General features: G+C 40.5%; 19 protein-coding genes and 3 pseudogenes. 11 read left to right on the top strand and 11 right to left on the bottom strand.

The features are described 5' to 3' along the window. Nucleotides 1-178: 178 nt before the first annotated feature. A complete protein-coding gene (locus E3U36_RS05945) occupies nucleotides 179-571 on the top strand; it encodes a helix-turn-helix domain-containing protein (protein ID WP_180817420.1) in 393 nt (130 codons plus the stop codon). 312 nt (nucleotides 572-883) lie between these two features. On the opposite strand, the gene E3U36_RS05940 is transcribed toward E3U36_RS05945, so the two are convergent. The 5 genes and pseudogenes from E3U36_RS05940 to E3U36_RS05920 form a co-directional block, all read right to left on the bottom strand. Further along, nucleotides 884-1,807: an IS5 family transposase gene (locus E3U36_RS05940; protein ID WP_180816509.1), complete on the bottom strand. Its 924-nt coding sequence runs from the start codon at nucleotides 1,805-1,807 to the stop codon at nucleotides 884-886. Between the two features lie 365 nt (nucleotides 1,808-2,172). Continuing rightward, a pseudogene (locus E3U36_RS05935) lies at nucleotides 2,173-3,568 on the bottom strand (alanine/glycine:cation symporter family protein). A gap of 182 nt (nucleotides 3,569-3,750) precedes the next feature. Continuing rightward, nucleotides 3,751-4,686 (bottom strand): annotated as a pseudogene (locus E3U36_RS05930) (IS5 family transposase). 128 nt (nucleotides 4,687-4,814) lie between these two features. Beyond that, nucleotides 4,815-5,201, bottom strand: coding sequence for a pyrimidine dimer DNA glycosylase/endonuclease V (locus E3U36_RS05925; protein ID WP_180817419.1), 387 nt, complete (start codon nucleotides 5,199-5,201; stop codon nucleotides 4,815-4,817). A gap of 364 nt (nucleotides 5,202-5,565) precedes the next feature. Then, a pseudogene (locus tag E3U36_RS05920) lies at nucleotides 5,566-6,489 on the bottom strand (IS5 family transposase). Here E3U36_RS05920 and E3U36_RS05915 point away from each other — a divergent pair. Next, nucleotides 6,483-6,665 (top strand): hypothetical protein, encoded by a 183-nt coding sequence (locus E3U36_RS05915; protein ID WP_180817418.1) that lies wholly within the window; start codon nucleotides 6,483-6,485, stop codon nucleotides 6,663-6,665. The pseudogene E3U36_RS05920 and the gene E3U36_RS05915 sit on opposite strands and share 7 nt — an antisense overlap. Nucleotides 6,666-6,728: 63 nt before the next feature. Here the strand turns inward: E3U36_RS05915 and E3U36_RS05910 are convergent, their stop codons facing one another. The 3 genes from E3U36_RS05910 to E3U36_RS05900 form a co-directional block, all read right to left on the bottom strand. Continuing rightward, entirely contained in the window at nucleotides 6,729-6,989 is a 261-nt protein-coding gene (locus E3U36_RS05910) for a hypothetical protein (RefSeq protein ID WP_180817417.1), read from the bottom strand. Between the two features lie 497 nt (nucleotides 6,990-7,486). Further along, nucleotides 7,487-7,804: a pentapeptide repeat-containing protein gene (locus E3U36_RS05905; RefSeq protein ID WP_180817416.1), complete on the bottom strand. Its 318-nt coding sequence runs from the start codon at nucleotides 7,802-7,804 to the stop codon at nucleotides 7,487-7,489. 317 nt (nucleotides 7,805-8,121) lie between these two features. Further along, the gene (locus E3U36_RS05900) at nucleotides 8,122-9,045 is read right to left on the bottom strand and encodes an IS5 family transposase (protein WP_180816509.1); all 924 of its coding nucleotides are present in this window, start codon (nucleotides 9,043-9,045) and stop codon (nucleotides 8,122-8,124) included. Nucleotides 9,046-9,368: 323 nt separating this feature from the next. Between E3U36_RS05900 and dusA the strand changes: the two genes are divergently transcribed. After that, a complete protein-coding gene (gene dusA / locus E3U36_RS05895) occupies nucleotides 9,369-10,403 on the top strand; it encodes a tRNA dihydrouridine(20/20a) synthase DusA (protein WP_180817415.1) in 1,035 nt (344 codons plus the stop codon). A 48-nt stretch (nucleotides 10,404-10,451) separates the two neighbouring features. Here the strand turns inward: dusA and E3U36_RS05890 are convergent, their stop codons facing one another. Beyond that, nucleotides 10,452-10,772: a hypothetical protein gene (locus E3U36_RS05890; protein ID WP_180817414.1), complete on the bottom strand. Its 321-nt coding sequence runs from the start codon at nucleotides 10,770-10,772 to the stop codon at nucleotides 10,452-10,454. Nucleotides 10,773-11,118: 346 nt separating this feature from the next. Between E3U36_RS05890 and dnaB the strand changes: the two genes are divergently transcribed. Genes dnaB through E3U36_RS05875 form a run of 3 tightly spaced genes read left to right on the top strand, consistent with a single transcriptional unit; the run spans nucleotide 11,119 to nucleotide 14,909 of the window. After that, complete coding sequence (gene dnaB, locus E3U36_RS05885; protein WP_180817557.1) at nucleotides 11,119-12,528, top strand: replicative DNA helicase; 1,410 nt, start codon at nucleotides 11,119-11,121, stop codon at nucleotides 12,526-12,528. Between the two features lie 40 nt (nucleotides 12,529-12,568). Then, on the top strand, nucleotides 12,569-13,654 hold the full coding sequence (gene alr, locus E3U36_RS05880; RefSeq protein WP_180817413.1) for an alanine racemase: 1,086 nt from the start codon (nucleotides 12,569-12,571) through the stop codon (nucleotides 13,652-13,654). A gap of 58 nt (nucleotides 13,655-13,712) precedes the next feature. After that, nucleotides 13,713-14,909, top strand: a complete 1,197-nt coding sequence (locus tag E3U36_RS05875) for an amino acid aminotransferase (RefSeq protein WP_180817412.1) — start codon at nucleotides 13,713-13,715, stop codon at nucleotides 14,907-14,909. Between the two features lie 319 nt (nucleotides 14,910-15,228). On the opposite strand, the gene E3U36_RS05870 is transcribed toward E3U36_RS05875, so the two are convergent. Continuing rightward, entirely contained in the window at nucleotides 15,229-16,152 is a 924-nt protein-coding gene (locus E3U36_RS05870; RefSeq protein ID WP_180817411.1) for an IS5 family transposase, read from the bottom strand. Nucleotides 16,153-16,419: 267 nt separating this feature from the next. Next, complete coding sequence (locus E3U36_RS05865; RefSeq protein WP_180817410.1) at nucleotides 16,420-16,593, bottom strand: hypothetical protein; 174 nt, start codon at nucleotides 16,591-16,593, stop codon at nucleotides 16,420-16,422. Between E3U36_RS05865 and E3U36_RS05860 the strand changes: the two genes are divergently transcribed. The 5 genes from E3U36_RS05860 to lpdA all read left to right on the top strand — a co-directional run bounded on the left by E3U36_RS05860 (nucleotide 16,587) and on the right by lpdA (nucleotide 24,502). Next, nucleotides 16,587-17,510, top strand: coding sequence for an IS5 family transposase (locus E3U36_RS05860; RefSeq protein WP_180815912.1), 924 nt, complete (start codon nucleotides 16,587-16,589; stop codon nucleotides 17,508-17,510). The genes E3U36_RS05865 and E3U36_RS05860 overlap by 7 nt on opposite strands. Before the next feature lie 152 nt (nucleotides 17,511-17,662). Then, nucleotides 17,663-18,418 (top strand): pyruvate dehydrogenase complex transcriptional repressor PdhR, encoded by a 756-nt coding sequence (gene pdhR / locus E3U36_RS05855; protein WP_180817409.1) that lies wholly within the window; start codon nucleotides 17,663-17,665, stop codon nucleotides 18,416-18,418. Nucleotides 18,419-18,584: 166 nt separating this feature from the next. Next, on the top strand, nucleotides 18,585-21,248 hold the full coding sequence (aceE, locus tag E3U36_RS05850; protein ID WP_180817408.1) for a pyruvate dehydrogenase (acetyl-transferring), homodimeric type: 2,664 nt from the start codon (nucleotides 18,585-18,587) through the stop codon (nucleotides 21,246-21,248). A gap of 12 nt (nucleotides 21,249-21,260) precedes the next feature. After that, nucleotides 21,261-22,874, top strand: coding sequence for a pyruvate dehydrogenase complex dihydrolipoyllysine-residue acetyltransferase (gene aceF, locus E3U36_RS05845; RefSeq protein ID WP_180817407.1), 1,614 nt, complete (start codon nucleotides 21,261-21,263; stop codon nucleotides 22,872-22,874). 203 nt (nucleotides 22,875-23,077) lie between these two features. Continuing rightward, complete coding sequence (lpdA, locus tag E3U36_RS05840; protein WP_180817556.1) at nucleotides 23,078-24,502, top strand: dihydrolipoyl dehydrogenase; 1,425 nt, start codon at nucleotides 23,078-23,080, stop codon at nucleotides 24,500-24,502. Nucleotides 24,503-24,931: the final 429 nt, after the last annotated feature.

Below are 24,931 nucleotides of genomic sequence, written 5' to 3'. Positions count from 1 at the left end.
AAAAAAATTATTATAGATAAAAAATGGCTTAAATACCCACTTAAAGAGATAAACTGATCTTTTTTAAAGATTAACATAAATTTTTATATAAATTATTTAAACATTAAGCTTTAGGACTTTGTCATCCCTAAAAAAAGTTGTGTATACTTCTTTAACCAATAACTAGTATGATATCACAATGCTACAAGATACCCACTTAGCACTTGTTTACGAATTAAGTAAATGGATCGAAGAACACATAGGAAGAATAATCTACCTGGAAGAGCTTGCCGCCTACTCAGGTTATTCTCTTTGGCATATGCAAAAAATTTTTAAAGAGATCACCGGAATTTCACTTGGTAAATACATTCGACAACGTAGACTTGCCAAGGCCGTTAATCTTCTGAGAAATAGTTCCAAAGCCATTTTTGATATTGCGTTGGATTTTGGCTTTGGCTCGCAATCTCATTTCACCTATATGTTTCGTAAAGAATTTGGTATCACACCTTACGATTTTCGGCAAAACCCTAATATTAAATTAGACATCAAGGAACCACTACATTTAATTTACCAAAAGTCATCAAATAGTTAACCAGTGGAAATAATAGGTTAATCAAACAGGTGTTAACTAACCAAAACTGTAATCAATAATCCATTAAAAAGGAGGGTAATTTTAGATGCTAAGGTAAAATGACATAAATCTACCGCTACTTTATTTTAATTTAGCATCTTTTATTAATGCTCAATATGAGCTCTCTCTTAAGTACAAATAATTACCATACTATTTATAATAATAAATATGTAATAAACTATAAATATAAAAAATATATAAAATTCGAACAAAAATAGGCTTTGTTGAATAAATCAGAATTAGCCGCCAGGATGGCTCCCTCTGCTACAGCTGTTATCCGATCCTGACGCTGTGTGGCATACCCAACAACGTCATACGGTTCAGCGCTTTGACCATCGCCATTGCTTCACCTACCTGAGCCTCATAGTCACGCAGCCTCAGATGGCCACCCAGCAAAGTTTTTATGCGGAACATCGCTGTTTCTGCCACTGAACGCCGGTGATAACCCACTTTCTTTTTCCACATATCATTACTCCTGCTCAGACGCTGATTCGCCACCGCATGGTTACGTTCATGGTACTTATCCGGCCAGTATTTCGCTCCGCTTCGCGGCGGGATAAGGGGCCTGATTTTCTTTCTTAGCAACGCGTCGTGGCAGTAACAGGCGTCATAAGCACCGTCTGCTAACACTTCCCTGATTTTCCGGTGGGTTTGGTTAATCAGGCCCGGCAGTGCCTGCGCATCTGTCGTTCCGCTGAGCGATAAGTCGGCACAGATAATCTCATGAGTCACACTGTCTGCTGCCAGATGAAGCTTGCGCCACACTCTTCGTCTGTCAGCCCCATGCTGCCTGACTTTCCATTCACCTTCGCCAAAGACCTTCAGACCGGTACTGTCGATGACCAGATGCGAGATTTCACCACGCGTTGGCGTTTTTATGCTGATGTTGACGCTCTTTGCTCGTCTGCTGACCAGCGAGTAGTCCGGACAGCACAGCGGCAAAGACATGAGTTTAAAAATCGAATCAACGAAGCCCTGTAATGCCCGTAGCGACAGGTTAAACACACGCTTCATCATCAGGACAGTGGTAACAGCCATATCGCTGTAGTAAAGCGGCCGGCCACGACCTTCAGGCGAAGAACTGTCAGTCCATCCAGCGATGGCCGACTCATCAAGCCAGACCGTCAGGGAACCGCGTTGTCTGAGTGCCTTGTTGTACGCGGGCCAGTTGGTAATTTTAAACTTTTGCTTTGCCATGGGGACCTGATGTTGAAACGAATTTAGCGATCAGATCCGCCAATCACCTAAAAGTTCGATTTATTCAACAAAGCCACAAAAATATACCAATTCTTGGACAATAATAAATCGACACTAATATTATAAAATTAACTATAATACAATACGGAATAAACCAGCGTTTGACAGATAATGATATTATAAAAAATATACTATTTTATTTTATCAAACTACTGCATTAGATTATTCCATTTTAATTTTTACTCAAATAGATTTATTAATAAAAAAGTAAATAAAGATTTAGATGGATATAGCGATAAAAACCTTCTTATAGGAAGGTTTTTATTATATTAACTAACTGTTAATTTCTCGTTCATTCCATTACTTTAAATTGTCATTTTCCCAATACCATCTTCTACCTGTTTTTTAATCTCAGGATAAGCATCTATATCAAATGTGGGTAATTTGCCAGCTTTTCGTTGTTGATTGTAATCTTTAGTAAGTTTAAACGCGATACCTGAAAGCATCAATATTGCAATTATATTTGTTAACGCCATCAAAACCCATCGAGAGATCAGCTAATTTACAAACTAAGGGCATTTATGCCATTGAGCCAAAAATAACCATTCCCAAAGTAGCAAGTCTGAGAATATACAATCCAGCAGTATGGTTATTTTCTAAAAATACCATATTACTTTCTGCATATGCATAATTTGCAATAATTGAAGTAAAAGCAAAGAAGAAAATAGCTATTGCAATGAAAATTGCACCACAATCGCCAACAGCTGAAGAAAAAGCTCGCTGTGTTAATTCAATTCCACTAATAGTGGCATCAGCGCTATCTAATGCACCAGAAGAGATAATAATAATTGCTGTTGCGCTACAGATCACTAAAGTGTCCATAAAAACACCTATCATTTGTACATATCCTTGCGATGCCGGATGAGGTGGATAAGGTGAAGCAGTAGCTGCAGCATTCGGCGCTGAGCCTATCCCTTGTGTCATCGCTTGCGCAACCCCATAACCAACTACACCGCCAACTGCTTCCTGTAAACCAAAAGCATGTTTAATAATTAGTAAAAAAACATCTGGTAAACGTTCAATATTATTGCTCATTACCCAAAATGCTAATATCAAATAAGCGATTGCCATTATAGGAACAACGAATTCTGCCACTAGAGCAATTGAACGTATACCACCAAAAATAATAATGCCACAAATTATTGCAAGCACAATTCCTACGTAAAGAGGGTTAAAACCAAAAGCTACTGCTGTTGCCTGTGCAATTGAATTAGCTTGAAAAGAATTGAATACTAGGCCAAAAGCGATAATGAGAAAGATAGAAAAAATTACCCCCATCCAACGCATTTTAAGGCCCTTTTCCATATAGTAGGCGGGGCCGACACGATAATTCCCTTGATCATCTTTTGTCTTATATAATTGTGCCAAGGTGCTCTCAGCAAAAGAGGTTGCCATACCAATTAAAGCAACAAGCCACATCCAAAAAATAGCACCTGGTCCTCCAGCAGTTAATGCAATAGCAAAACCCGTTAGATTTCCAGTTCCAACTCTGGCTGCAAGACTTGTACATAAAGCTTGAAAGGAAGATATACCTGAACTATCCGATTTATTACTATTCTTCAGTATAGTAAACATATGCCCAAAATGGCGGAATTGAATAAGACCAGTGCCTAACGTAAAATAGATACCTACTCCAAGCAATAAATAGATTAATACACCACTCCAGAGAATATTATTAAAATTGTCTATCAGTTCCGTCAAAACATTTCCCCTTATCTGTATTAATAAAAACTGTCCAATAAATCAAATACACTAATAAATAATACTAAACCTTTTTTAAAAACAACCCTTTTATTTGTATAAATTTCACTCTTTTAATAAAAAATAGGCTTTGTTGAATAAATCAGAATTAGCCGCCAGGATGGCTCCCTCTGCTACACCTGTTATCCGATCCTGACGCTGTGTGGCATACCCAACAACGTCATACGGTTCAGCGTACGGTTCAGCGCTTTGACCATCGCCATTGCTTCACCTACCTGAACCTCATAGTTACGCAGCCTCAGATGGCCACCCAGCAAAGTTTTTATGCGGAACATCGCTGTTTCTGCCACTGAACGCCGGTGATAACCCACTTTCTTTTTCCACATATCATTACTCCTGCTCAGACGCTGATTCGCCACCGCATGGTTACGTTCATGGTACTTGTCCGGCTAGTATTTCGCTCCGCTTCGCAGCGGGATAAGGGGCCTGATTTTCTTTCTTAGCAACGCATCTTGGCAGTAACAGGCGTCATAAGCACCGTCTGCTGACACTTCCCTGATTTTCCGGTGGTTTTGGTTAATCAGGCCCGGCAGTGCCTGCGCATCTGTCGTTCCGCTGAGCGATAAGTCGGCACAGATAATCTCATGAGTCACACTGTCTGCTGCCAGATGAAGCTTGCGCCACACTCTTCGTCTGTCAGCCCCATGCTGCCTGACTTTCCATTCACCTTCGCCAAAGACTTTCAGACCGGTACTGTCGATGACCAGATGCGATATTTCACCAAGCGTTGGCGTTTTTATGCTGATGTTGACGCTCTTTGCTCGTCTGCTGACCAGCGAGTAGTCCGGACAGCACAGCGGCAAAGACATGAGTTTAAAAATCGAATCAACGAAGCCCTGTAATGCCCGTAGCGACAGGTTAAACACACGCTTCATCATCAGGACAGTGGTAACAGCCATATCGCTGTAGTAAAGCGGCCGGCCACGACCTTCAGGCGAAGAACTGTCAGTCCATCCAGCGATGGCCGACTCATCAAGCCAGACCGTCAGGGAACCGCGTTGTCTGAGTGCCTTGTTGTACGCTGGCCAGTTGGTAATTTTAAACTTTTGCTTTGCCATGGGGAACTGATGTTGAAACGAATTTAGCGATCAGATCCGCCAATCACCTAAAAGTTCGATTTATTCAACAAAGCCTATTTATAGAAAAAAATTAATATCAAGCCTAATTCAATTTTTTGTTAATAGTATCATTTTTTATAAGGCGTGAATCGTGGTTTTAATGGCATTCTTTCATCGATCCGAGCCTTATTAATCATAATGTCTAGCTCAGTAATTTGATAATTTTTCCATAAATGAGAATAGGTTTTCACCTCTTCAGGCCATTTATTGATAACAGAAAATCCCCGCTTAAGACATTCCTGATGTAGTGATGTATATCGCCAATGCAAAAATAGCAATTTATCCCTCAAAAATATGACATGTCCCTTTCCTAAGGTATATGAAGTTAACTTAGACAATGTAACATTGCCTTCTTTTTTAACAATATAATTTGGTATACGAGTTAATTCTCTATGTTCAGCTAACAAGTGCTGATCGCATAATTCACTAGGTGGGATTACATTTATTCTCGTCATAATTAGCTAATAATCAAAATTTTTATGTTAAAAATCTTATTATATCTCTATTTACTAAATTTATATTAAAATTTATTTTATATTATATTTTTACTATGCATAACCAATCAATTACCTGAACCTGTAGGTGTATTTTTGTCATGGGAGAATTTATTATTAAGTTTGATTATGGCGATATTATTTGCTGCAATAAATCAACTCCAGCTATCGCAAACAATTTTACAGCTTAAACATCAACCTTGTATGCATTAGCTACTTCAAAATTAGCCATGTTTTTTATCAGCCAAAGACATTATCATATTTAGCATGGCTTTGTTGAATAAATCAGAATTAGCCGACAGGATGGCTCCCTCTGCTACACCTGTTATCCGATCCTGACGCTGTGTGGCATACCCAACAACGTCATACGGTTCAGCGCTTTGACCATCGCCATTGCTTCACCTACCTGAGCCTCATAGTCACGCAGGCTCAGATGGCCACCCAGCAAAGTTTTTATGCGGAACATCGCTGTTTCTGCCACTGAACGCCGGTGATAACCCACTTTCTTTTTCCACATATCATTACTCCTGCTCAGACGCTGATTCGCCACCGCATGGTTACGTTCATGGTACTTGTCCGGCCAGTATTTCGCTCCGCTTCGCGGCGGGATAAGGGGCCTGATTTTCTTTCTTAGCAACGCGTCGTGGCAGTAACAGGCGTCATAAGCACCGTCTGCTGACACTTCCCTGATTTTCCGGTGGGTTTGGTTAATCAGGCCCGGCAGTGACTGCGCATCTGTCGTTCCGCTGAGCGATAAGTCGGCACAGATAATCTCATGAGTCACACTGTCTGCTGCCAGATGAAGCTTGCGCCACACTCTTCGTCTGTCAGCCCCATGCTGCCTGACTTTCCTTTCACCTTCGCCAAAGACCTTCAGACCGGTACTGTCGATGACCAGATGCGAGATTTCACCACGCGTTGGCGTTTTTATGCTGATGTTGACGCTCTTTGCTCGTCTGCTGACCAGCTAGTAGTCCGGACAGCACAGCGGCTAAGACATGAGTTTAAAAATCGAATCAACGAAGCCCTGTAATGCCCGGAGCGACAGGTTAAACACACGCTTCATCATCAGGACAGTGGTAACAGCCATATCGCTGTAGTAAAGCGGCCGGCCACGACCTTCAGGCGAAGAACTGTCAGTCCATCCAGCGATGGCCGACTCATCAAGCCAGACCGTCAGGGAACCGCGTTGTCTGAGTGCCTTGTTGTACGCGGGCCAGTTGGTAATTTTAAACTTTTGCTTTGCCATGGGGACCTGATGTTGAAACGAATTTAGCGATCAGCTCCGCCAATCACCTAAAAGTTCGATTTATTCAACAAAGCCCCAATTTAGTTGATCTTAAAACCCATCTCTTCGGCTCACGTTATTCCACCATTGCTAATATTGATCGCAGTTGCTTTGGTAAAACAATCAAATGTTTTTAGCTTACAGCACTGAAGGATGAGTTTTATTTACTTTTTTAAAGATTAAAACAGTTATATCTGTATTTAGTTAGATATTTTGTTAGGGGTTTCATATACTTCACGAGTACCATAATCAAAACAACTTGGCCCTTTGTTAGGATCGTGCCAACAAAGATCTATATCACCGTTTTTCTTTTGATTAGACCAAGATTCTGCTTTTACATCACCTTTAGGTGTTGGAACAATAACATAACCTAGACTTGTGGTGTTATTATCATTGGCTATCGTAATAAAACTAAATCCTAGAGCAGCGATAATCGAAAAGATTTTGCATAATGATCTCATAATTTATCCTCCTAAAATAAATGAAAATCACTATTAACAATACACTAATATTTAACATTTAATTAACCATTAATTTAATTAAAATGATTATAATTAAATTAATAACATTTCTAGTGAAATCCACTATCAAAGATGCAAAATCTATTAAATTAATAGTTGATTTAGTGTAAATGATTTTGTCTCAGGAGTTAACTTGAAACCTTAGAAGCTTGGTTTCTGGGTTAAGGAAGCGGTTAAGACAGATTATAAAGTAAAAGAATAAATCAGTATCTCTGTAGTTATAATTATCGTTATGCCAATTATTATCTTAATTTACTTTGAATAAAGTATAGATAATTATCTTATTAACCTCTTCTTAATGTGAAGAGGTATGCTTGGTTTGAAGAGGTATGCTTGGTTTATTTAAGTGTTTCACTAAGGAACGGAGCTAAAAACCTTTTTCTTAATTTCTATTTGTCAATACTATAGAATGTATGATTTTTGTTAGTGGCGTAACATCAGTTGGCATCAAAACCTGCTTCAGCGAGAATTTTTCCATTTTCTATTTCAGTTAAAATTTCTGTACTTAAATCTGTTTCAGTTAAATGTGTTACACCTAGATTTGCGGCAGTTAAATCTACTTTAGTTAAATCTGTTGTAGCTAAATTTGTTGCGGTTAAATTTGCTTTAATTAAATTCGTTCTACCTAAATTTGCGGCAGTTAAATCTGGGTAATTCGTATCTCCTGATATAGTCTCATTGTTTTTATCTGCTAAAGAAAGAGAGCTAAGTCCTAAAAGTGAGACAATAGTTAATGTCTTAAATAATAAATTCATAATTTACCATTAAAGCATAAGCAACAAAAAAGTAACAATATTAATTTTATTATCCATAAAGCAATTACATTTTTGTAAATGCAATAAATTGTCACAAATAGAATTTTTTTAATTTTTTATATAAGTTTTCACACAGCTGGTGTTAAAACTATCAGCTAAGCAGGAGTATCAATTCAATTAACCAATTTTTCTATGATCTCATCAGAGAATGCATGAGTATATAATCTAATTTTTGTGATGAACGCTATTGAGTCTACGGTGGGCTTTGTTGAATAAATCAGAATTAGCCGACAGGATGGCTCCCTCTGCTACAGCTGTTATCCGATCCTGACGCTGTGTGGCATACCCAACAACGTCATACGGTTCAGCGCTTTGACCATCGCCATTGCTTCACCTACCTGAGCCTCATAGTCACGCAGCCTCAGATGGCCACCCAGCAAAGTTTTTATGCGGAACATCGCTGTTTCTGCCACTGAACGCCGGTGATAACCCACTTTCTTTTTCCACATATCATTACTCCTGCTCAGACGCTGATTCGCCACCGCATGGTTACGTTCATGGTACTTATCCGGCCAGTATTTCGCTCCGCTTCGCGGCGGGATAAGGGGCCTGATTTTCTTTCTTAGCAACGCGTCGTGGCAGTAACAGGCGTCATAAGCACCGTCTGCTAACACTTCCCTGATTTTCCGGTGGGTTTGGTTAATCAGGCCCGGCAGTGCCTGCGCATCTGTCGTTCCGCTGAGCGATAAGTCGGCACAGATAATCTCATGAGTCACACTGTCTGCTGCCAGATGAAGCTTGCGCCACACTCTTCGTCTGTCAGCCCCATGCTGCCTGACTTTCCATTCACCTTCGCCAAAGACCTTCAGACCGGTACTGTCGATGACCAGATGCGAGATTTCACCACGCGTTGGCGTTTTTATGCTGATGTTGACGCTCTTTGCTCGTCTGCTGACCAGCGAGTAGTCCGGACAGCACAGCGGCAAAGACATGAGTTTAAAAATCGAATCAACGAAGCCCTGTAATGCCCGGAGCGACAGGTTAAACACACGCTTCATCATCAGGACAGTGGTAACAGCCATATCGCTGTAGTAAAGCGGCCGGCCACGACCTTCAGGCGAAGAACTGTCAGTCCATCCAGCGATGGCCGACTCATCAAGCCAGACCGTCAGGGAACCGCGTTGTCTGAGTGCCTTGTTGTACGCGGGCCAGTTGGTAATTTTAAACTTTTGCTTTGCCATGGGGACCTGATGTTGAAACGAATTTAGCGATCAGCTCCGCCAATCACCTAAAAGTTCGATTTATTCAACAAAGCCTCTACGGTGGTTATCAATTGCTTATCATTTAATTTTTAACTCTCACTAATTACCATTTTCAATTGAAACTATTGGCTTGAAGTCATGGCTGTCTGGTAGTTTTTTGTTGTGAGTGAAGCCATCCCACACCAGGGTGTTTCTCTATGGTATAATAGGCAGCATACAAATAAATTCTCGCTATAATGGCTGTTAAAAACGAGTAATGCTATTTAGTTGTAATAAAAAACAACATACCAAAAAACCGAAAAATGCACGATAACACAACTAACACAAAATTAACGCCAGGTAACGAATTAACGGCATCGATAGGCAATTTTAACCACCACCTTTTTAGCGTGGCGCCAATGCTTGATTGGACAGATCGTCATTGCCGTTATTTTCACCGTTTATTAACTAAAGAAGCGTTACTTTATACAGAAATGGTGACAACTGGTGCGCTTATTTATGGTAAAGGTGATTATCTGGCTTATAGTGAAGAGGAACATCCAGTTGCTTTGCAGTTGGGTGGTAATGAGCCTGCGGCCTTGGCCGATTGTGCAAAAATGGCTCAGCAAAGCGGTTATTATGAGGTTAATTTAAATATTGGCTGTCCTTCAGATCGGGTCCAAAATGGCCGTTTTGGTGCATGTTTGATGCGTGAAGGCGCACTAGTAGCGGATTGTATAAAAGCAATGCAGGATGCTACTACGATCCCGATAACAGTAAAAACCCGTATTGGCGTTGATGATGACGATAGTTATGCGTTTTTAACCGATTTTATTGATAAAATTGTGGCAGAGAGTCAATGTGGTTTATTTATCATTCATGCTCGTAAAGCTTGGCTATCGGGGTTAAGTCCAAAACAGAATCGGGAAATACCACCTTTAGACTATTTACGCGTTTATCAATTGAAAAAAGATTTTCCTCAGTTAACCATTGTGGTTAATGGAGGTATCAAAAGCATTAATCAGGCTAAACAGCATTTACACCATCTTGATGGTGTTATGATAGGGAGGGAAGCTTATCAAAATCCTGCATTATTAACTCAGGTTGATGTTGAATTTTTTGATCAAAGTAATCTGGTTATTGATCCGATTGTTGCAGTACAAGCAATGTATCCTTATATTGAGCGAGAGTTGAAACAGGGAACTTATTTAGGTCATATTACTCGTCATATGTTGGGAATATTTCAAGCTATTCCGGGCGCTCGCCAGTGGCGCCGTCATTTGAGTGAAAATGCCCATAAAAAAGGCGCCGATGTAACCGTGGTTAAGCAGGCACTCGAGTTTATTACCGGTAAATAATTGACTAACCCAGGTTATTTTATCTATGCCATACCTGGGTGTGTTTAATTAAAGAGAGCTAAACGCGCGATCAAAATTAGCGAATAAATAGAGCATTTGACTAATAAAAACGACTTTTATTTTATTTTTTTGTTCGCATTCTATGTCCCCGTTTTGGCCCACTTTTTCCAGACTGTTTTGCATCAATTGTACGGCATGATTAATTGATTGCTGAAAATCGGCTAATTCCTGATTTTTATCAAATTGTGTCAGAAGAGTGTCAAATTTATGATTGGCATAATGAAAAATAGTTTGAAATTCATCATTAGAAAAGCGGTTTTCGCCATAAACATGATTAATAAATGTATTGATCTCTTGATAACTATTCATAGCAATTAAACTCCGTTTAATTAAAAGGTTTCCTTATTAAAGAATTAATAAGCTATTTAAATATTCGCGAATAAAACAATCTGAAAGTGCAGTTGGTTAATGGTTATGTTTAACTAGTCGCTTATTAGCCATGATTGCAATATTTTTCGGAAAGTTCAGATTTATTGCCAATATTTTGCTATGTTTGATTGAGGAACATTGCAACATTTTCAGATTTTCTGTAAAAGATAACAGTAAAGAATCGTTGAGGTTTTATCTCACATTAAATAATCAAATTGTCACGAAATAGCAGTAAATAGCATATACTGATGAGCGACTCTATTGATTAATGGGTAAAGAAAGTGCTATGGCGAAGAAGTATTCCGCAGAAACCGTATTTATTGGTCAGAAAGATCGTCAAATAGAGGGGCTAAAAATGCCACCTCACTCCTTAGAAGCTGAGCAATCGGTACTGGGTGGATTAATGTTGGATAACGAGCGTTGGGATCATGTCTCAGAACGCGTGACCAACGCAGATTTTTTTAGCCGACCACACCGCACAATTTTTGCTGAAATGCAACGTCTGCTTGAACAGAGTAGACCAATTGATTTAATTACTTTATCTGCATCGTTAGAACAGCAAGGCGAATTGGATAGCGTCGGTGGTTTTGCCTATTTAGCAGAATTAGCTAAAAATACCCCAAGTGCTGCCAACATTAACGCTTATGCAGATATTGTGCGCGAACGTGCTGTTGTGCGTGACATGATTGCGGTGGCAAATGAGATCGCTGATGCGGGTTATGATCCTCAAGGTCGCAGCAGCGAAGAGTTACTGGATTTAGCTGAATCACGTGTTTTTCAAATTGCAGAAACTCGTGCTAATAAAGATGACGGTCCTAAAGGGATTGAAGAGATCCTGTCTGAGACGGTGGAAAAAATTGAACAGTTATATCAGAATCCTCATGATGGCGTAACCGGTGTCTCTACCGGCTACCAGGATCTGGATCGAAAAACGGCAGGATTACAAAACTCTGATCTGATTATCGTAGCAGCTCGTCCTTCCATGGGTAAAACAACTTTTGCGATGAATTTATGTGAACATGCGGCCATGATAGAAGAAAAACCGGTTTTGATTTTTAGTTTGGAAATGCCGGCTAATCAAATCATGATGCGTATGTTAGCTTCTTTATCTCGTGTTGATCAAACTCGTATTCGAACTGGCCAACTTGATGACGAAGATTGGGCGCGTATTTCCAGTACCATGGGGTTGTTGATGGAAAAACGCAATATGTATATTGATGACTCCGCTGGGTTAACACCGACAGAAGTTCGTTCACGTGCTCGCCGGGTTTACCGTGAACATGGTGGTTTAAGTCTAATTATGATCGATTATCTTCAGCTTATGCGAGTTCCTTCCCTGTCTGATAATCGTACACTTGAGATTGCCGAAATTTCCCGTTCGCTTAAATCATTGGCAAAAGAGTTACAAGTACCTGTGATCGCATTGTCACAACTTAATCGTAGCCTGGAACAAAGAGCGGATAAGAAACCGGTTAATTCAGATTTACGGGAATCCGGCTCCATTGAGCAGGATGCCGATTTAATTATGTTTATTTATCGAGATGAGGTTTATAACGATAATTCAGATCTTAAAGGGGTAGCAGAAATTATTATCGGTAAGCAGCGTAATGGCCCTATTGGAACAGTACGTCTGACTTTCAATGGACAATGGTCACGTTTTGATAACTATGCTGGGCCAATCTACCACGACAAATAATCTATCTATTTAATTTTAATACGTTAATACGGAGAGTAAAATGAAAGCGGCAACCGCTGTCATTCACCGCCGCGCTCTGAGTCACAATTTACAACGAGTTCGGGAAATTGCGCCTCATAGCCGCATAATTGCTGTCGTTAAAGCTAATGCTTATGGGCATGGTTTACTAGAAACAGCGCACACAGTTAAAGATCTGGCTGATAGCTTTGGTGTTGCTCGTATTAGCGAAGCAATCGCATTACGTGAAAATGGCATCAACAACCCCATCTTATTATTAGAAGGTTTTTTTGAGCTAGCTGAATTACCTATTATCACCAGGCATGAGATTGATGTTGTTGTACAGAGTATTGAACAACTTGAAACATTAGAACAGATTAAATTAGAAAAGCCGATAAAAGTTTGGATGAAACTTGATACCGGTATGCACCGTTTGGGGTTCAGACCTGAAGAGGCGAAAATATCTTATACGCGCTTGATGGCATGTCAAAATATTCAAAAGCCTATCAATATTATGAGTCATTTTAGTCGTGCTGATGAGCCTGGTTTACCCGCGGCGACAGAGCAGCAATTGGCTTGTTTTAATGCTTTTATAAAAGATAAACCAGGAGAAAAATCGATCGCGGCATCTGCCGGTATTCTACTATGGCAAACATCACATTTTGATTGGGTGCGTCCTGGCATCATGATGTATGGCGCTTCACCACAAGAAGGTAAACAAGGCAAAGATTTTGGTCTCCTGCCAGCGATGACCCTCAAATCTAATCTAATTGCTATTCGTCAACATAAAGCCGGAGAGCCGGTCGGTTATGGTGGAGTTTGGGTTAGTGAGCAGGATACCAATCTTGGTGTAGTGGCAATTGGTTATGGCGATGGTTATCCCCGTAATGCCCCGTCAGGCACACCAGTATTAATAAATGTGCGCAAAGTGCCGATTGTAGGTAGAGTCTCCATGGATATAATTTCAGTCGATTTAGGAATTGAAACCAACGATAAGGTCGGCGATGAAGCAATTATATGGGGAGATCTATTGCCTGTTGAAGAGGTGGCAGCATATACTGGTGTCAGTGATTATGAATTACTGACCAAGCTAACCTCACGGGTGGCAATGGAATACCTGGACAAATAAATTTGTTGTCGGTTATTTAATAAAAAAATAGATATGATGATAGTGGAGAGAATTTTAAGTGTTTCAGAATGTTGATGCTTTTGCCGGTGATCCTATCCTGTCGTTGATGGATGAATTTAATAAAGATCCGCGTGAAAATAAAATTAACCTTAGCATTGGCCTTTATTATGACGGCAAGGGTAATACTCCCCAACTTGGCACTGTCGGTAAAGCGAAAATCAAGCTTAATCAATTTCCTGCTATAGCCTCCCTATATTTACCGATGGAAGGACTACATAACTACCTGTTAGCGATTCAAAAACTGCTTTTTGGCGCTAATAGCCCACTAATTAAAGAACAACGAATTGCAACAATACAGACTATTGGTGGCTCAGGGGCGTTAAAACTGGGAGCCGATTTTTTACATCGTTATTTCCCTGAGTCAGAGGTTTGGTGTAGTGATCCTACCTGGGAAAATCATGCTTCTATCTTCATGGGTTCAGGAATTAACGTCCATTATTACCCCTATTTTGATGCCGAGACCAAAGGGATAAAATTTGCTGAAATGCTGGCAACATTCAAACAGCTGCCAGAAAAAAGCATTATCTTAATGCATCCATGTTGTCATAATCCAACCGGTTCTGATTTAACACCGCAACAGTGGGATCAAATAACCAAAGTGGCTAAAGAGCGGCGCCTTATTCCCTTTCTTGATATGGCTTATCAAGGATTTGCTAAAAGTATGGATGAGGATGTTTATGCTATTCGCACTATGGCTCAGGCCGGATTACCGGTATTTGTCAGTAATTCATTTTCCAAGATTTTTGGTCTGTATGGTGATCGGGTTGGCGGTCTATCGATTATTTGTCAAAATCAACCGGAGTGTGAGCGGGTATTTGGCCAACTAAAGGCGGGTGTGCGTCGTTTCTATTCGAGCCCACCATCAAATGGAGCAAAAATTGTTGAACATGTTTTAACAAATGACACATTACGCGCTGAATGGTTAAGTGAGGTAGAATCGATGCGTCGGCGCATCTTTGAGATGCGGAAAATGCTCGTTAGCAATTTGGAAAATGCGTTACCTGAAAAAAACTTTGATCACCTATTAAAGCAGCATGGTATGTTTAGTTACACCGATTTTAGCGCAGAACAGGTTAAGCGTCTACGTGAGGAATTTGCCATATATCTGGGTAGTACTGGGCGTATTTGTATGGCGGGTGTTAATGAACATAATGTTCAGCGTATTGCTAAGGCTTTTGCAGCAGTAAGTCGTTAACTGAATTTAATTACAATCAATAATTCTATTAAAGCCAGTGATTATTTAATCACTGGCTTTAATTTATTAAATATAAAAATATTAAAATCAGATTTAATTTTAGGAATAAAAATAAAATAGTATTAATTAAATTTAACATATTGAATTATAATTAAAAATAATTATTATCATTGGATTAACTAATTAAATTATTGATTATTATATATTGCCTATTAAATTTTTCTTTTCTATTTTGAAGCGGTAACATTCATCGCCATATTAATGGCTTTGTTGAATAAATCAGAATTAGCCGCCAGGATGGCTCCCTCTGCTACAGCTGTTATCCGATCCTGACGCTGTGTGGCATACCCAACAACGTCATACGGTTCAGCGCTTTGACCATCGCCATTGCTTCACCTACCTGAGCCTCATAGTCACGCAGCCTCAGATGGCCACCCAGCAAAGTTTTTATGCGGAACATCGCTGTTTCTGCCACTGAACGCCGTTGATAACCCACTTTCTTTTTCCACATATCATTACTCCTGCTCAGACGCTGATTCGCCACCGCATGGTTACGTTCATGGTACTTGTCCGGCCAGTATTTCGCTCCGCTTCGCGGCGGGATAAGGGGCCTGATTTTCTTTCTTAGCAACGCATCGTGGCAGTAACAGGCGTCATAAGCACCGTCTGCTGACACTTCCCTGATTTTCCGGTGGTTTTGGTTAATCAGGCCCGGCAGTGCCTGCGCATCTGTCGTTCCGCTGAGCGATAAGTCGGCACAGATAATCTCATGAGTCACACTGTCTGCTGCCAGATGAAGCTTGCGCCACACTCTTCGTCTGTCAGCCCCATGCTGCCTGACTTTCCATTCACCTTCGCCAAAGACCTTCAGACCGGTACTGTCGATGACCAGATGCGAGATTTCACCACGCGTTGGCGTTTTTATGCTGATGTTGACGCTCTTTGCTCGTCTGCTGACCAGCGAGTAGTCCGGACAGCACAGCGGCAAAGACATGAGTTTAAAAATCGAATCAACGAAGCCCTGTAATGCCCGGAGCGACAGGTTAAACACACGCTTCATCATCAGGACAGTGGTAACAGCCATATCGCTGTAGTAAAGCGGCCGGCCACGACCTTCAGGCGAAGAACTGTCAGTCCATCCAGCGATGGCCGACTCATCAAGCCAGACCGTCAGGGAACCGCGTTGTCTGAGTGCCTTGTTGTACGCGGGCCAGTTGGTAATTTTAAACTTTTGCTTTGCCATGGGGACCTGATGTTGAAACGAATTTAGCGATCAGCTCCGCCAATCACCTAAAAGTTCGATTTATTCAACAAAGCCTCGTTTTCACTGAAAACCATTAATGTTATTTATAATAAAATTGTTATGTTCTTAACTGTTAGATTGAATATTAATTCATTTATATTGATTAATAATTTAATTAAAGGTAAATAGTAACGTTTCAGTTGATTAATTATATGTATAAAAAAATTAACATCGTTGCTAAAAACAAATTAAAACTATCATTTATTTTTAATTTTTAAAAATCTTTATCAAAAAATGCGACTTTCTTAAGGTTAAATATAAGCTCTTATGGACAGTTGGTGAATACTTTGTTACTTTATGGCTTTGTTGAATAAATCGAACTTTTAGGTGATTGGCGGATCTGATCGCTAAATTCGTTTCAACATCAGTTCCCCATGGCAAAGCAAAAGTTTAAAATTACCAACTGGCCAGCGTACAACAAGGCACTCAGACAACGCGGTTCCCTGACGGTCTGGCTTGATGAGTCGGCCATCGCTGGATGGACTGACAGTTCTTCGCCTGAAGGTCGTGGCCGGCCGCTTTACTACAGCGATATGGCTGTTACCACTGTCCTGATGATGAAGCGTGTGTTTAACCTGTCGCTACGGGCATTACAGGGCTTCGTTGATTCGATTTTTAAACTCATGTCTTTGCCGCTGTGCTGTCCGGACTACTCGCTGGTCAGCAGACGAGCAAAGAGCGTCAACATCAGCATAAAAACGCCAACGCGTGGTGAAATATCGCATCTGGTCATCGACAGTACCGGTCTGAAGGTCTTTGGCGAAGGTGAAAGGAAAGTCAGGCAGCATGGGGCTGACAGACGAAGAGTGTGGCGCAAGCTTCATCTGGCAGCAGACAGTGTGACTCATGAGATTATCTGTGCCGACTTATCGCTCAGCGGAACGACAGATGCGCAGGCACTGCCGGGCCTGATTAACCAAACCCACCGGAAAATCAGGGAAGTGTCAGCAGACGGTGCTTATGACGCCTGTTACTGCCACGATGCGTTGCTAAGAAAGAAAATCAGGCCCCTTATCCCGCCGCGAAGCGGAGCGAAATACTGGCCGGACAAGTACCATGAACGTAACCATGCGGTGGCGAATCAGCGTCTGAGCAGGAGTAATGATATGTGGAAAAAGAAAGTGGGTTATCACCGGCGTTCAGTGGCAGAAACAGCGATGTTCCGCATAAAAACTTTGCTGGGTGGCCATCTGAGGCTGCGTGACTATGAGGCTCAGGTAGGTGAAGCAATGGCGATGGTCAAAGCGCTGAACCGTATGACGTTGTTGGGTATGCCACACAGCGTCAGGATCGGATAACAGCTGTAGCAGAGGGAGCCATCCTGGCGGCTAATTCTGATTTATTCAACAAAGCCTTACTTTATGTACATCTAGGATAAATTGGTATTACCAATTGACTTTGGTAGTGTTAAATAAGTATTTACGCAAAATATAAGTGGCCTATTGTAAATATGGTTTATAGCAAAATTCGCCAACCTAAATTATCTGATGTCATTGAACATCGCCTTGAGCATTTAATCCTTGAAGGAATATTGCGCCCCGGAGAAAAATTGCTACCTGAACTTGAGTTGGCTAAGCAATTTGATGTTTCTCGTCCTTCTTTGCGTGAGGCGATTCAGAGGCTTGAAGCAAAAGGTTTTCTTCTTCGCCGACAAGGAGGGGGGACGTTCGTCCAAACAAATCTATGGCAAAGCTTTAGTGATCCGCTTACCCAGTTATTATCTGGGCATATGGAATCACAATTTGATCTTTTAGAAACACTTCATGCACTTGAAGGTATTGCTGCTTATTATGCTGCTTTAAGAGGAACCGATGAGGATCTGTCTCGGATTAAGATCAGTCATTTACAAATTCAGGATATTGAAGAGCGTGGGGATGTTAATGCTGAAGTTGAGGCTGTTTTGCAATATCAGCTGGTTGTTACTGAAGCGGCTCATAATGTGGTATTACTTCATATACTTCGTTGTATGGTTCCATTGTTAGAGCAGAATATTAGACAAAATTTTGAGTGCTTATATACCCGTCAAGAAATGCACGCAGCAGTAAGTAAACATAGAACTCAAATTTTTGAAGCTATTATCGCGCGTGAACCTGAAAAAGCACAGGAAGCTTCACATCGTCATTTAGCATTTATTGAGGAGATTTTGCTGGACATCAGTCGTGAGCGTTCTTTACGTCGAATAAAACAATATCAAAATTTAATTTAGTAGTGCAGATTTTTTTGTTGCTGCGTCTGCATTACCGCTCTGATTTATTAGAGACAAAGTTGCGGCAATAGTGACTATCTTTTGTTCTTCTTTCTGGTTTAGTAAATATGTTCAAAAAATGGCTCAGTAACTACATTAGAAACAGATAATAGATAAGGAATAGACCATGTCAGATATGTCGAAGAATGACGTGGATCCGATCGAAACTCGCGACTGGTTACAGGCGATCGAATCGGTCATCCGTGAAGAAGGTGTTGATCGTGCTCAGTATCTTATTGATCAAGTATTACAACAAGCACGCAAGGGCGGCGTTAATATCGCAGCTGGTTCTGGAAACTGTGATTATATCAACACTATTTCCGTAGAGGATGAGCCTGATTATCCAGGCAACATGGATTTAGAGCGTCGTATTCGCTCTGCGATTCGTTGGAATGCTGTAATGGCAGTTTTACGAGCTTCTAAAAAAGATCTGGAGTTAGGTGGTCATATGGCATCTTTCCAGTCTTCTGCAACTTTATATGAAGTCTGTTTTAATCACTTCTTCCAGGCAAAAAACAATAAAAATGGTGGAGATTTAGTTTATTTCCAAGGACATATTTCGCCTGGTATTTATGCACGCGCATTTTTGGAAGGTCGCCTCACTGAAGAGCAAATGGACAATTTCCGGCAAGAAATTGGTGGCAAAGGTCTTTCCTCTTATCCTCATCCTAAATTGATGCCTGAATTTTGGCAATTTCCTACGGTGTCGATGGGATTAGGTCCAATAGGTGCTATTTATCAAGCAAAATTCTTAAAATACTTACAACACCGAGGTTTAAAGGATACCGCAGATCAGACAGTTTATGCTTTCCTTGGTGACGGTGAAATGGATGAACCTGAATCTAAAGGTGCTATCACAATTGCGACTCGTGAAAAGTTAGATAACCTGGTTTTTGTGATCAACTGTAACTTACAACGCCTTGATGGGCCAGTTACTGGTAATGGTAAGATTGTTAATGAATTAGCAGGTATCTTTAGCGGTGCTGGATGGCAGGTCATTAAAGTCCTGTGGGGTGGCCGATGGGATGAATTATTGCGTAAGGATACTTCAGGTAAACTAATTCAGTTGATGAATGAAACTTTGGATGGTGATTATCAAACATTTAAGTCTAAAGATGGCGCTTATGTCCGTGAACACTTTTTCAATCGTTACCCTGAGACAAGTGCACTAGTCAAGGATATGACCGATGATGAAATCTGGTCGTTAAACCGTGGTGGTCATGATCCGAAAAAAGTTTATGCCGCTTTTAAAAAAGCGCAAGAGACTAAAGGCAAGCCAACAGTCATTTTAGCTCAAACAGTTAAAGGCTACGGCATGGGCGATACTGCTGAAGGTAAAAATATTGCCCATCAGGTGAAAAAAATGAACCTAGAAGGGGTTCGTTATTTCCGTGATCGCTTTAATGTGCCGGTAGCGGATGATCAAGTAGAAAAATTACCTTTTATTACTTTTAAAGAAGATTCAGCTGAATATAAATATCTGCATGAGCGTCGTAAGGGATTATGTGGATATTTACCTGCACGAAATCTTACATTTGATGAAAAATTGGATATTCCTAGCCTAGAAGATTTTGGCCAATTATTAGCAGAGCAAAATAAAGAGATCTCTACTACGATCGCATTTGTACGTGCTTTGAATGTAATGTTAAAAAATAACTCACTTAAAGATCGCCTAGTGTCAATTATTGCTGATGAAGCACGTACTTTTGGTATGGAAGGTTTATTCCGTCAAATTGGGATCTATAGTCCAAATGGACAACAGTACACCCCTCAAGATCGTGAACAAGTTGCTTACTACAAAGAAGACGAAAAAGGTCAAATTCTTCAAGAAGGCATCAACGAATTGGGTGCCGGCGCTTCTTGGTTAGCTGCTGCTACATCGTATAGCACAAATAATCTGCCGATGATCCCATTTTATATTTATTACTCCATGTTCGGCTTTCAGCGGATTGGTGATCTGTTATGGGCAGCTGGAGACCAGCAAGCGCGTGGCTTCCTAATTGGCGGAACCTCAGGACGTACCACATTGAATGGTGAAGGCTTGCAGCATGAAGATGGGCATAGCCATATCCAGTCACTAACCATACCTAACTGTATCTCTTATGATCCAGCTTATGCTTATGAAGTTGCTGTTATTATGCATGATGGTTTAGTTCGTATGTATGGTGAGAAACAAGAAAATGTTTACTACTATATTACTACCTTGAACGAAAATTATCATATGCCAGCGATGCCTACTGGTGTTGAGGAAGGTATTCGTAAAGGTATCTATAAACTGGAGTCACTAAAAGGCGAAAAAGGCAAAATTCAATTGTTGGGATCGGGTTCAATGATGCGCCATGTTCGCGAAGCTGCAAAAATTTTGTCTAGTGAGTATGGTATTGCTTCCGATGTTTATAGTGTAACGTCATTTACCGAATTAGCTCGTGAAGGACAGGATTGTGAGCGTTGGAATATGTTACATCCATCTGATAAACCTCGTGTACCTTATGTTGCTCAAATCATGAATGATGCTCCGGCAGTTGCATCAACAGATTATATGAAATTATTTGCAGAACAAATTCGTTCCTACATTCCTGCACGTGATTATCGTGTTTTGGGTACTGATGGTTTTGGTCGTTCAGATAGCCGTGAAAACCTCCGTCATCATTTTGAGGTTGATACTTCCTATGTGGTAGTAGCAGCGTTGGGTGAATTAGCTAAACGTGGTGAAATGGATGTAAAATGGGTTAATGAAGCCATCAAAAAATACAACATCAACCCAGAAAAAATTAACCCGCGTTTGGCATAAGAGGTAAAATCAATGTCTATTGAAATTAACGTTCCTGATATTGGTGCAGTTGAAGTTACCGAAATTATGGTAAAAGTGGGCGACAAAGTTGATGTTGAGCAGTCGTTAATTACCGTAGAAGGTGAAAAGGCGTCAATGGAAGTTCCGTCACCACAGGCTGGTGTTGTAAAAGAAATTAAAGTCGCAGTTGGTGACAAAGTCACAACCGGTAAGTTGATTATGGTTTTTGATACAGTGGAAAAAGTAACAGAAGCTAGCGCTAAAACAACCTCTGATGCAAACACGGATAAAGCAGATAGCAAAGATGTGGGTCAAGCAAAAAGTGAATTAACGGAAGTTATTGTACCGGATATTGGTAATGATGAAGTTGAAGTTACCGATATAATGGTTAACGTTGGTGATAAAATCTCCGTTGAGCAATCGCTAATTACTGTAGAAGGTGAAAAGGCATCGATGGAAGTGCCAGCGCCTTTTGCCGGCGAAGTTAAAGAGATCAAAATTGCTAAAGGCGATAAAGTTAAAACCGGTTCACTAATTATGATTTTTGCGGTTGATGCCACCGCAGCTTCGCCAGCTGCCAGTGCGGAAACTAGCAACGCTGAAATAGCGAAAAAATCAGAGGCCTCGCCTTCTGAACCCCCTCAAGTATCATCTACAGCACAGGCAAGTAATGTTTCTGAGACTAAAAATGAATTTATTGAAAATGATGCGTATGTGCATGCAACACCGCTTATTCGCCGTTTAGCGCGTGCATTTGGTGTTAATTTGGCTAAGGTAAATGGAACAGGGCGTAAAGGTCGCATTCTGCGTGAGGACGTTCAGACTTATGTCAAAGAGGCGGTAAAACGTTCTGAAGCTGGAGCGACTACTGCGGGTGGTTTGCCAGGCATGCTACCATGGCCAAAAGTTGATTTTAGTAAATTGGGTGAAGTTGAAGAAGTTGAACTTGGCCGCATTCAAAAGATATCTAGCGCTAATTTGAGTCGTAACTGGGTAATGATCCCGCATGTGACTGTCATGGAAGATGCTGATATTACCGAAGTAGAAGCTTTCCGTAAGCAGCAAAATAAAGAGATAGAAAAGTTGCAAACGGGAGTAAAAATTACACCATTAGTTTTTGTCATGAAAGCGGTTGCTCGAGCATTAGAAGAAATGCCTCGTTTCAATAGTTCAATTTCTGCCGATGCTCAGCGATTAACATTGAAAAAATATGTTCATATTGGTATTGCCGTTGATACCCCAAATGGTTTGGTTGTGCCTGTTATTCGCGATGTTAATAAGAAAGGTATTATCGAGCTTTCCAAAGAATTGATGGAAGTATCGAAGAAAGCACGTGCCGGCAAGTTGACCGCGTCTGATATGCAAGGTGGCAGCTTTACTATTTCTAGCTTAGGTGGTATCGGTACAACAAGTTTTACACCAATTATTAATGCGCCAGAAGTGGCTATTATGGGGTTATCTCGCTCATCTATGAAGCCAGTATGGAATGGCAGTGAATTTATTTCACGTCTGATATTACCTATGTCACTCTCCTTTGATCATCGTGTCATCGATGGTGCAGATGGCGCTCGTTTTGCCACTCGTATTGCACAGTTAATGAGTGATATTCGCCGTTTGGTTATGTAATTTATAGACCGACTGAATGTCGGTCTGTTTTATTATTAGTAATTACAGAATTTTTTCTAATTCGTCCTATAGGTTGAGAGTTATGTCACGTTAGAGCACTTTCAAGGATGTTAACAATTCTATAAACTGCCTTTAGTACACACGTCTCGGTGGTTATAAATTTTTTCGTCTGACCCGCCGGACAACAAAAGTAAGAGGTCATGATGAGTACTGAAATTAACACCCAAGTAGTGGTTCTAGGAGCGGGACCTGCGGGTTATTCAGCAGCTTTTCGCTGTGCAGATCTTGGTTTAGAAACGGTTTTAGTCGAGCGTTATGATACATTAGGCGGTGTTTGCCTTAATGTCGGTTGTATTCCTTCCAAAGCATTATTGCATGTTGCAAAAGTTATTGAAGAAGCGAAGGCATTGGCGGCACATGGGATCGTATTTGGCGAACCGAAAACAGATATTGATAAAGTACGGCTGTGGAAAGAAAAGGTTATTGGCCAATTAACAACTGGTTTGGCAGGGATGGCAAAGGGTCGTAAAGTTAAAGTTGTTAATGGATTAGGTAGATTTACCGGTGCTAATACATTGGTTGTTGAAGGTAAAAAAGAAACAACAACCATAAACTTTGACAATGCTATTATTGCTGCAGGTTCACATCCGATCCAGCTTCCATTTATTCCTCATGACGACCCGCGAGTATGGGATTCTACTGATGCTTTGCAACTAACAAAAGTACCCAAGCGTATGTTAGTGATGGGCGGCGGTATCATCGGTTTAGAAATGGGTACTGTTTATCATGCATTAGGATCGGAAATTGATGTGGTTGAAATGTTCGATCAGGTTATTCCTGCAGCAGATAAGGACATTGTTAAGCTTTTTACTAAACAGATAAGTAAGAAGTTTAATTTAATGCTCGAGACGAAAGTGACTGCGGTGGAAGCCAAAAAAGATGGTATCTATGTAACGATGGAAGGCAAGAAGGCACCGGCCAAACCACAATGTTATGATGCTGTTTTAGTGGCAATTGGTCGTGTACCGAATGGTAAATTAATTGATGCGGGTAAAGCCGGAGTAGAAGTAGATGAGAGAGGTTTTATCCACACAGATAAACAGATGCGTACCAATGTGCCCCATATTTATGCGATTGGTGACATTGTCGGTCAGCCAATGCTGGCTCATAAAGGTGTTCATGAGGGTCATGTGGCGGCTGAAGTGATTTCTGGTTTGAAACACTATTTTGATCCAAAAGTCATTCCTTCAATTGCTTATACTGAGGCTGAAGTTGCTTGGGTTGGTTTGACAGAAAAAGAAGCTAAAGAAAAAGGTATCAGTTATGAAGTAGCCACTTTCCCATGGGCTGCTTCTGGTCGTGCTATTGCATCTGATTGTTCAGAGGGTATGACTAAGCTTATTTTTGATAAGGAAACCCACCGCGTTATTGGTGGGGCGGTTGTCGGTGTTAATGGTGGCGAATTACTAGGTGAAATTGGCTTAGCAATTGAAATGGGGTGTGATGCAGAAGACATTGCATTGACTATTCATGCTCACCCGACATTATACGAATCAATCGGTATGGCAGCTGAAATATTTGAGGGAAGTATTACTGATTTGCCTAATCCAAAAGCAAAGAAAAAGTAATTTATGTTATTCTCGTAAAATAAATTTGTTGTAAGCATTATTCGACTTATTACTAGCTCCTTTATTTGATTTAAATAAGGGAGCTATTTTTTGCTTGAAAAGTAAGAATAATATTTTATTCAATTGAAATGTTTATTATTTAATAAAATTAACTAGTTATTGCAATTGTCTATAAAAAACAAACCATTTTTGCTACTAATGGATAAAATTTTTTACCTAGAATAGCAATACATGAGATCAAAAAACCGCAGCAATATTTATTGACTCTGATGAATGTTGGAGGTATGTACATAAATTAACAGTATAATTAAATTCTGTTATTCTGGATGTTCCATACTGGGCATAATTGATAGAAGTAAAATTATGTCAAGCCAATTCCTCTGACCAGGCCCTTCATTTTTTATTTGAGATGTAGACAGCCAGGTATAT

Origin of the sequence: Arsenophonus endosymbiont of Aphis craccivora, from assembly GCF_013460135.1 — a bacterium.
Lineage (GTDB): Bacteria > Pseudomonadota > Gammaproteobacteria > Enterobacterales > Enterobacteriaceae > Arsenophonus > Arsenophonus nilaparvatae.
This window is presented reverse-complemented; position numbering and strand designations above follow the sequence as displayed.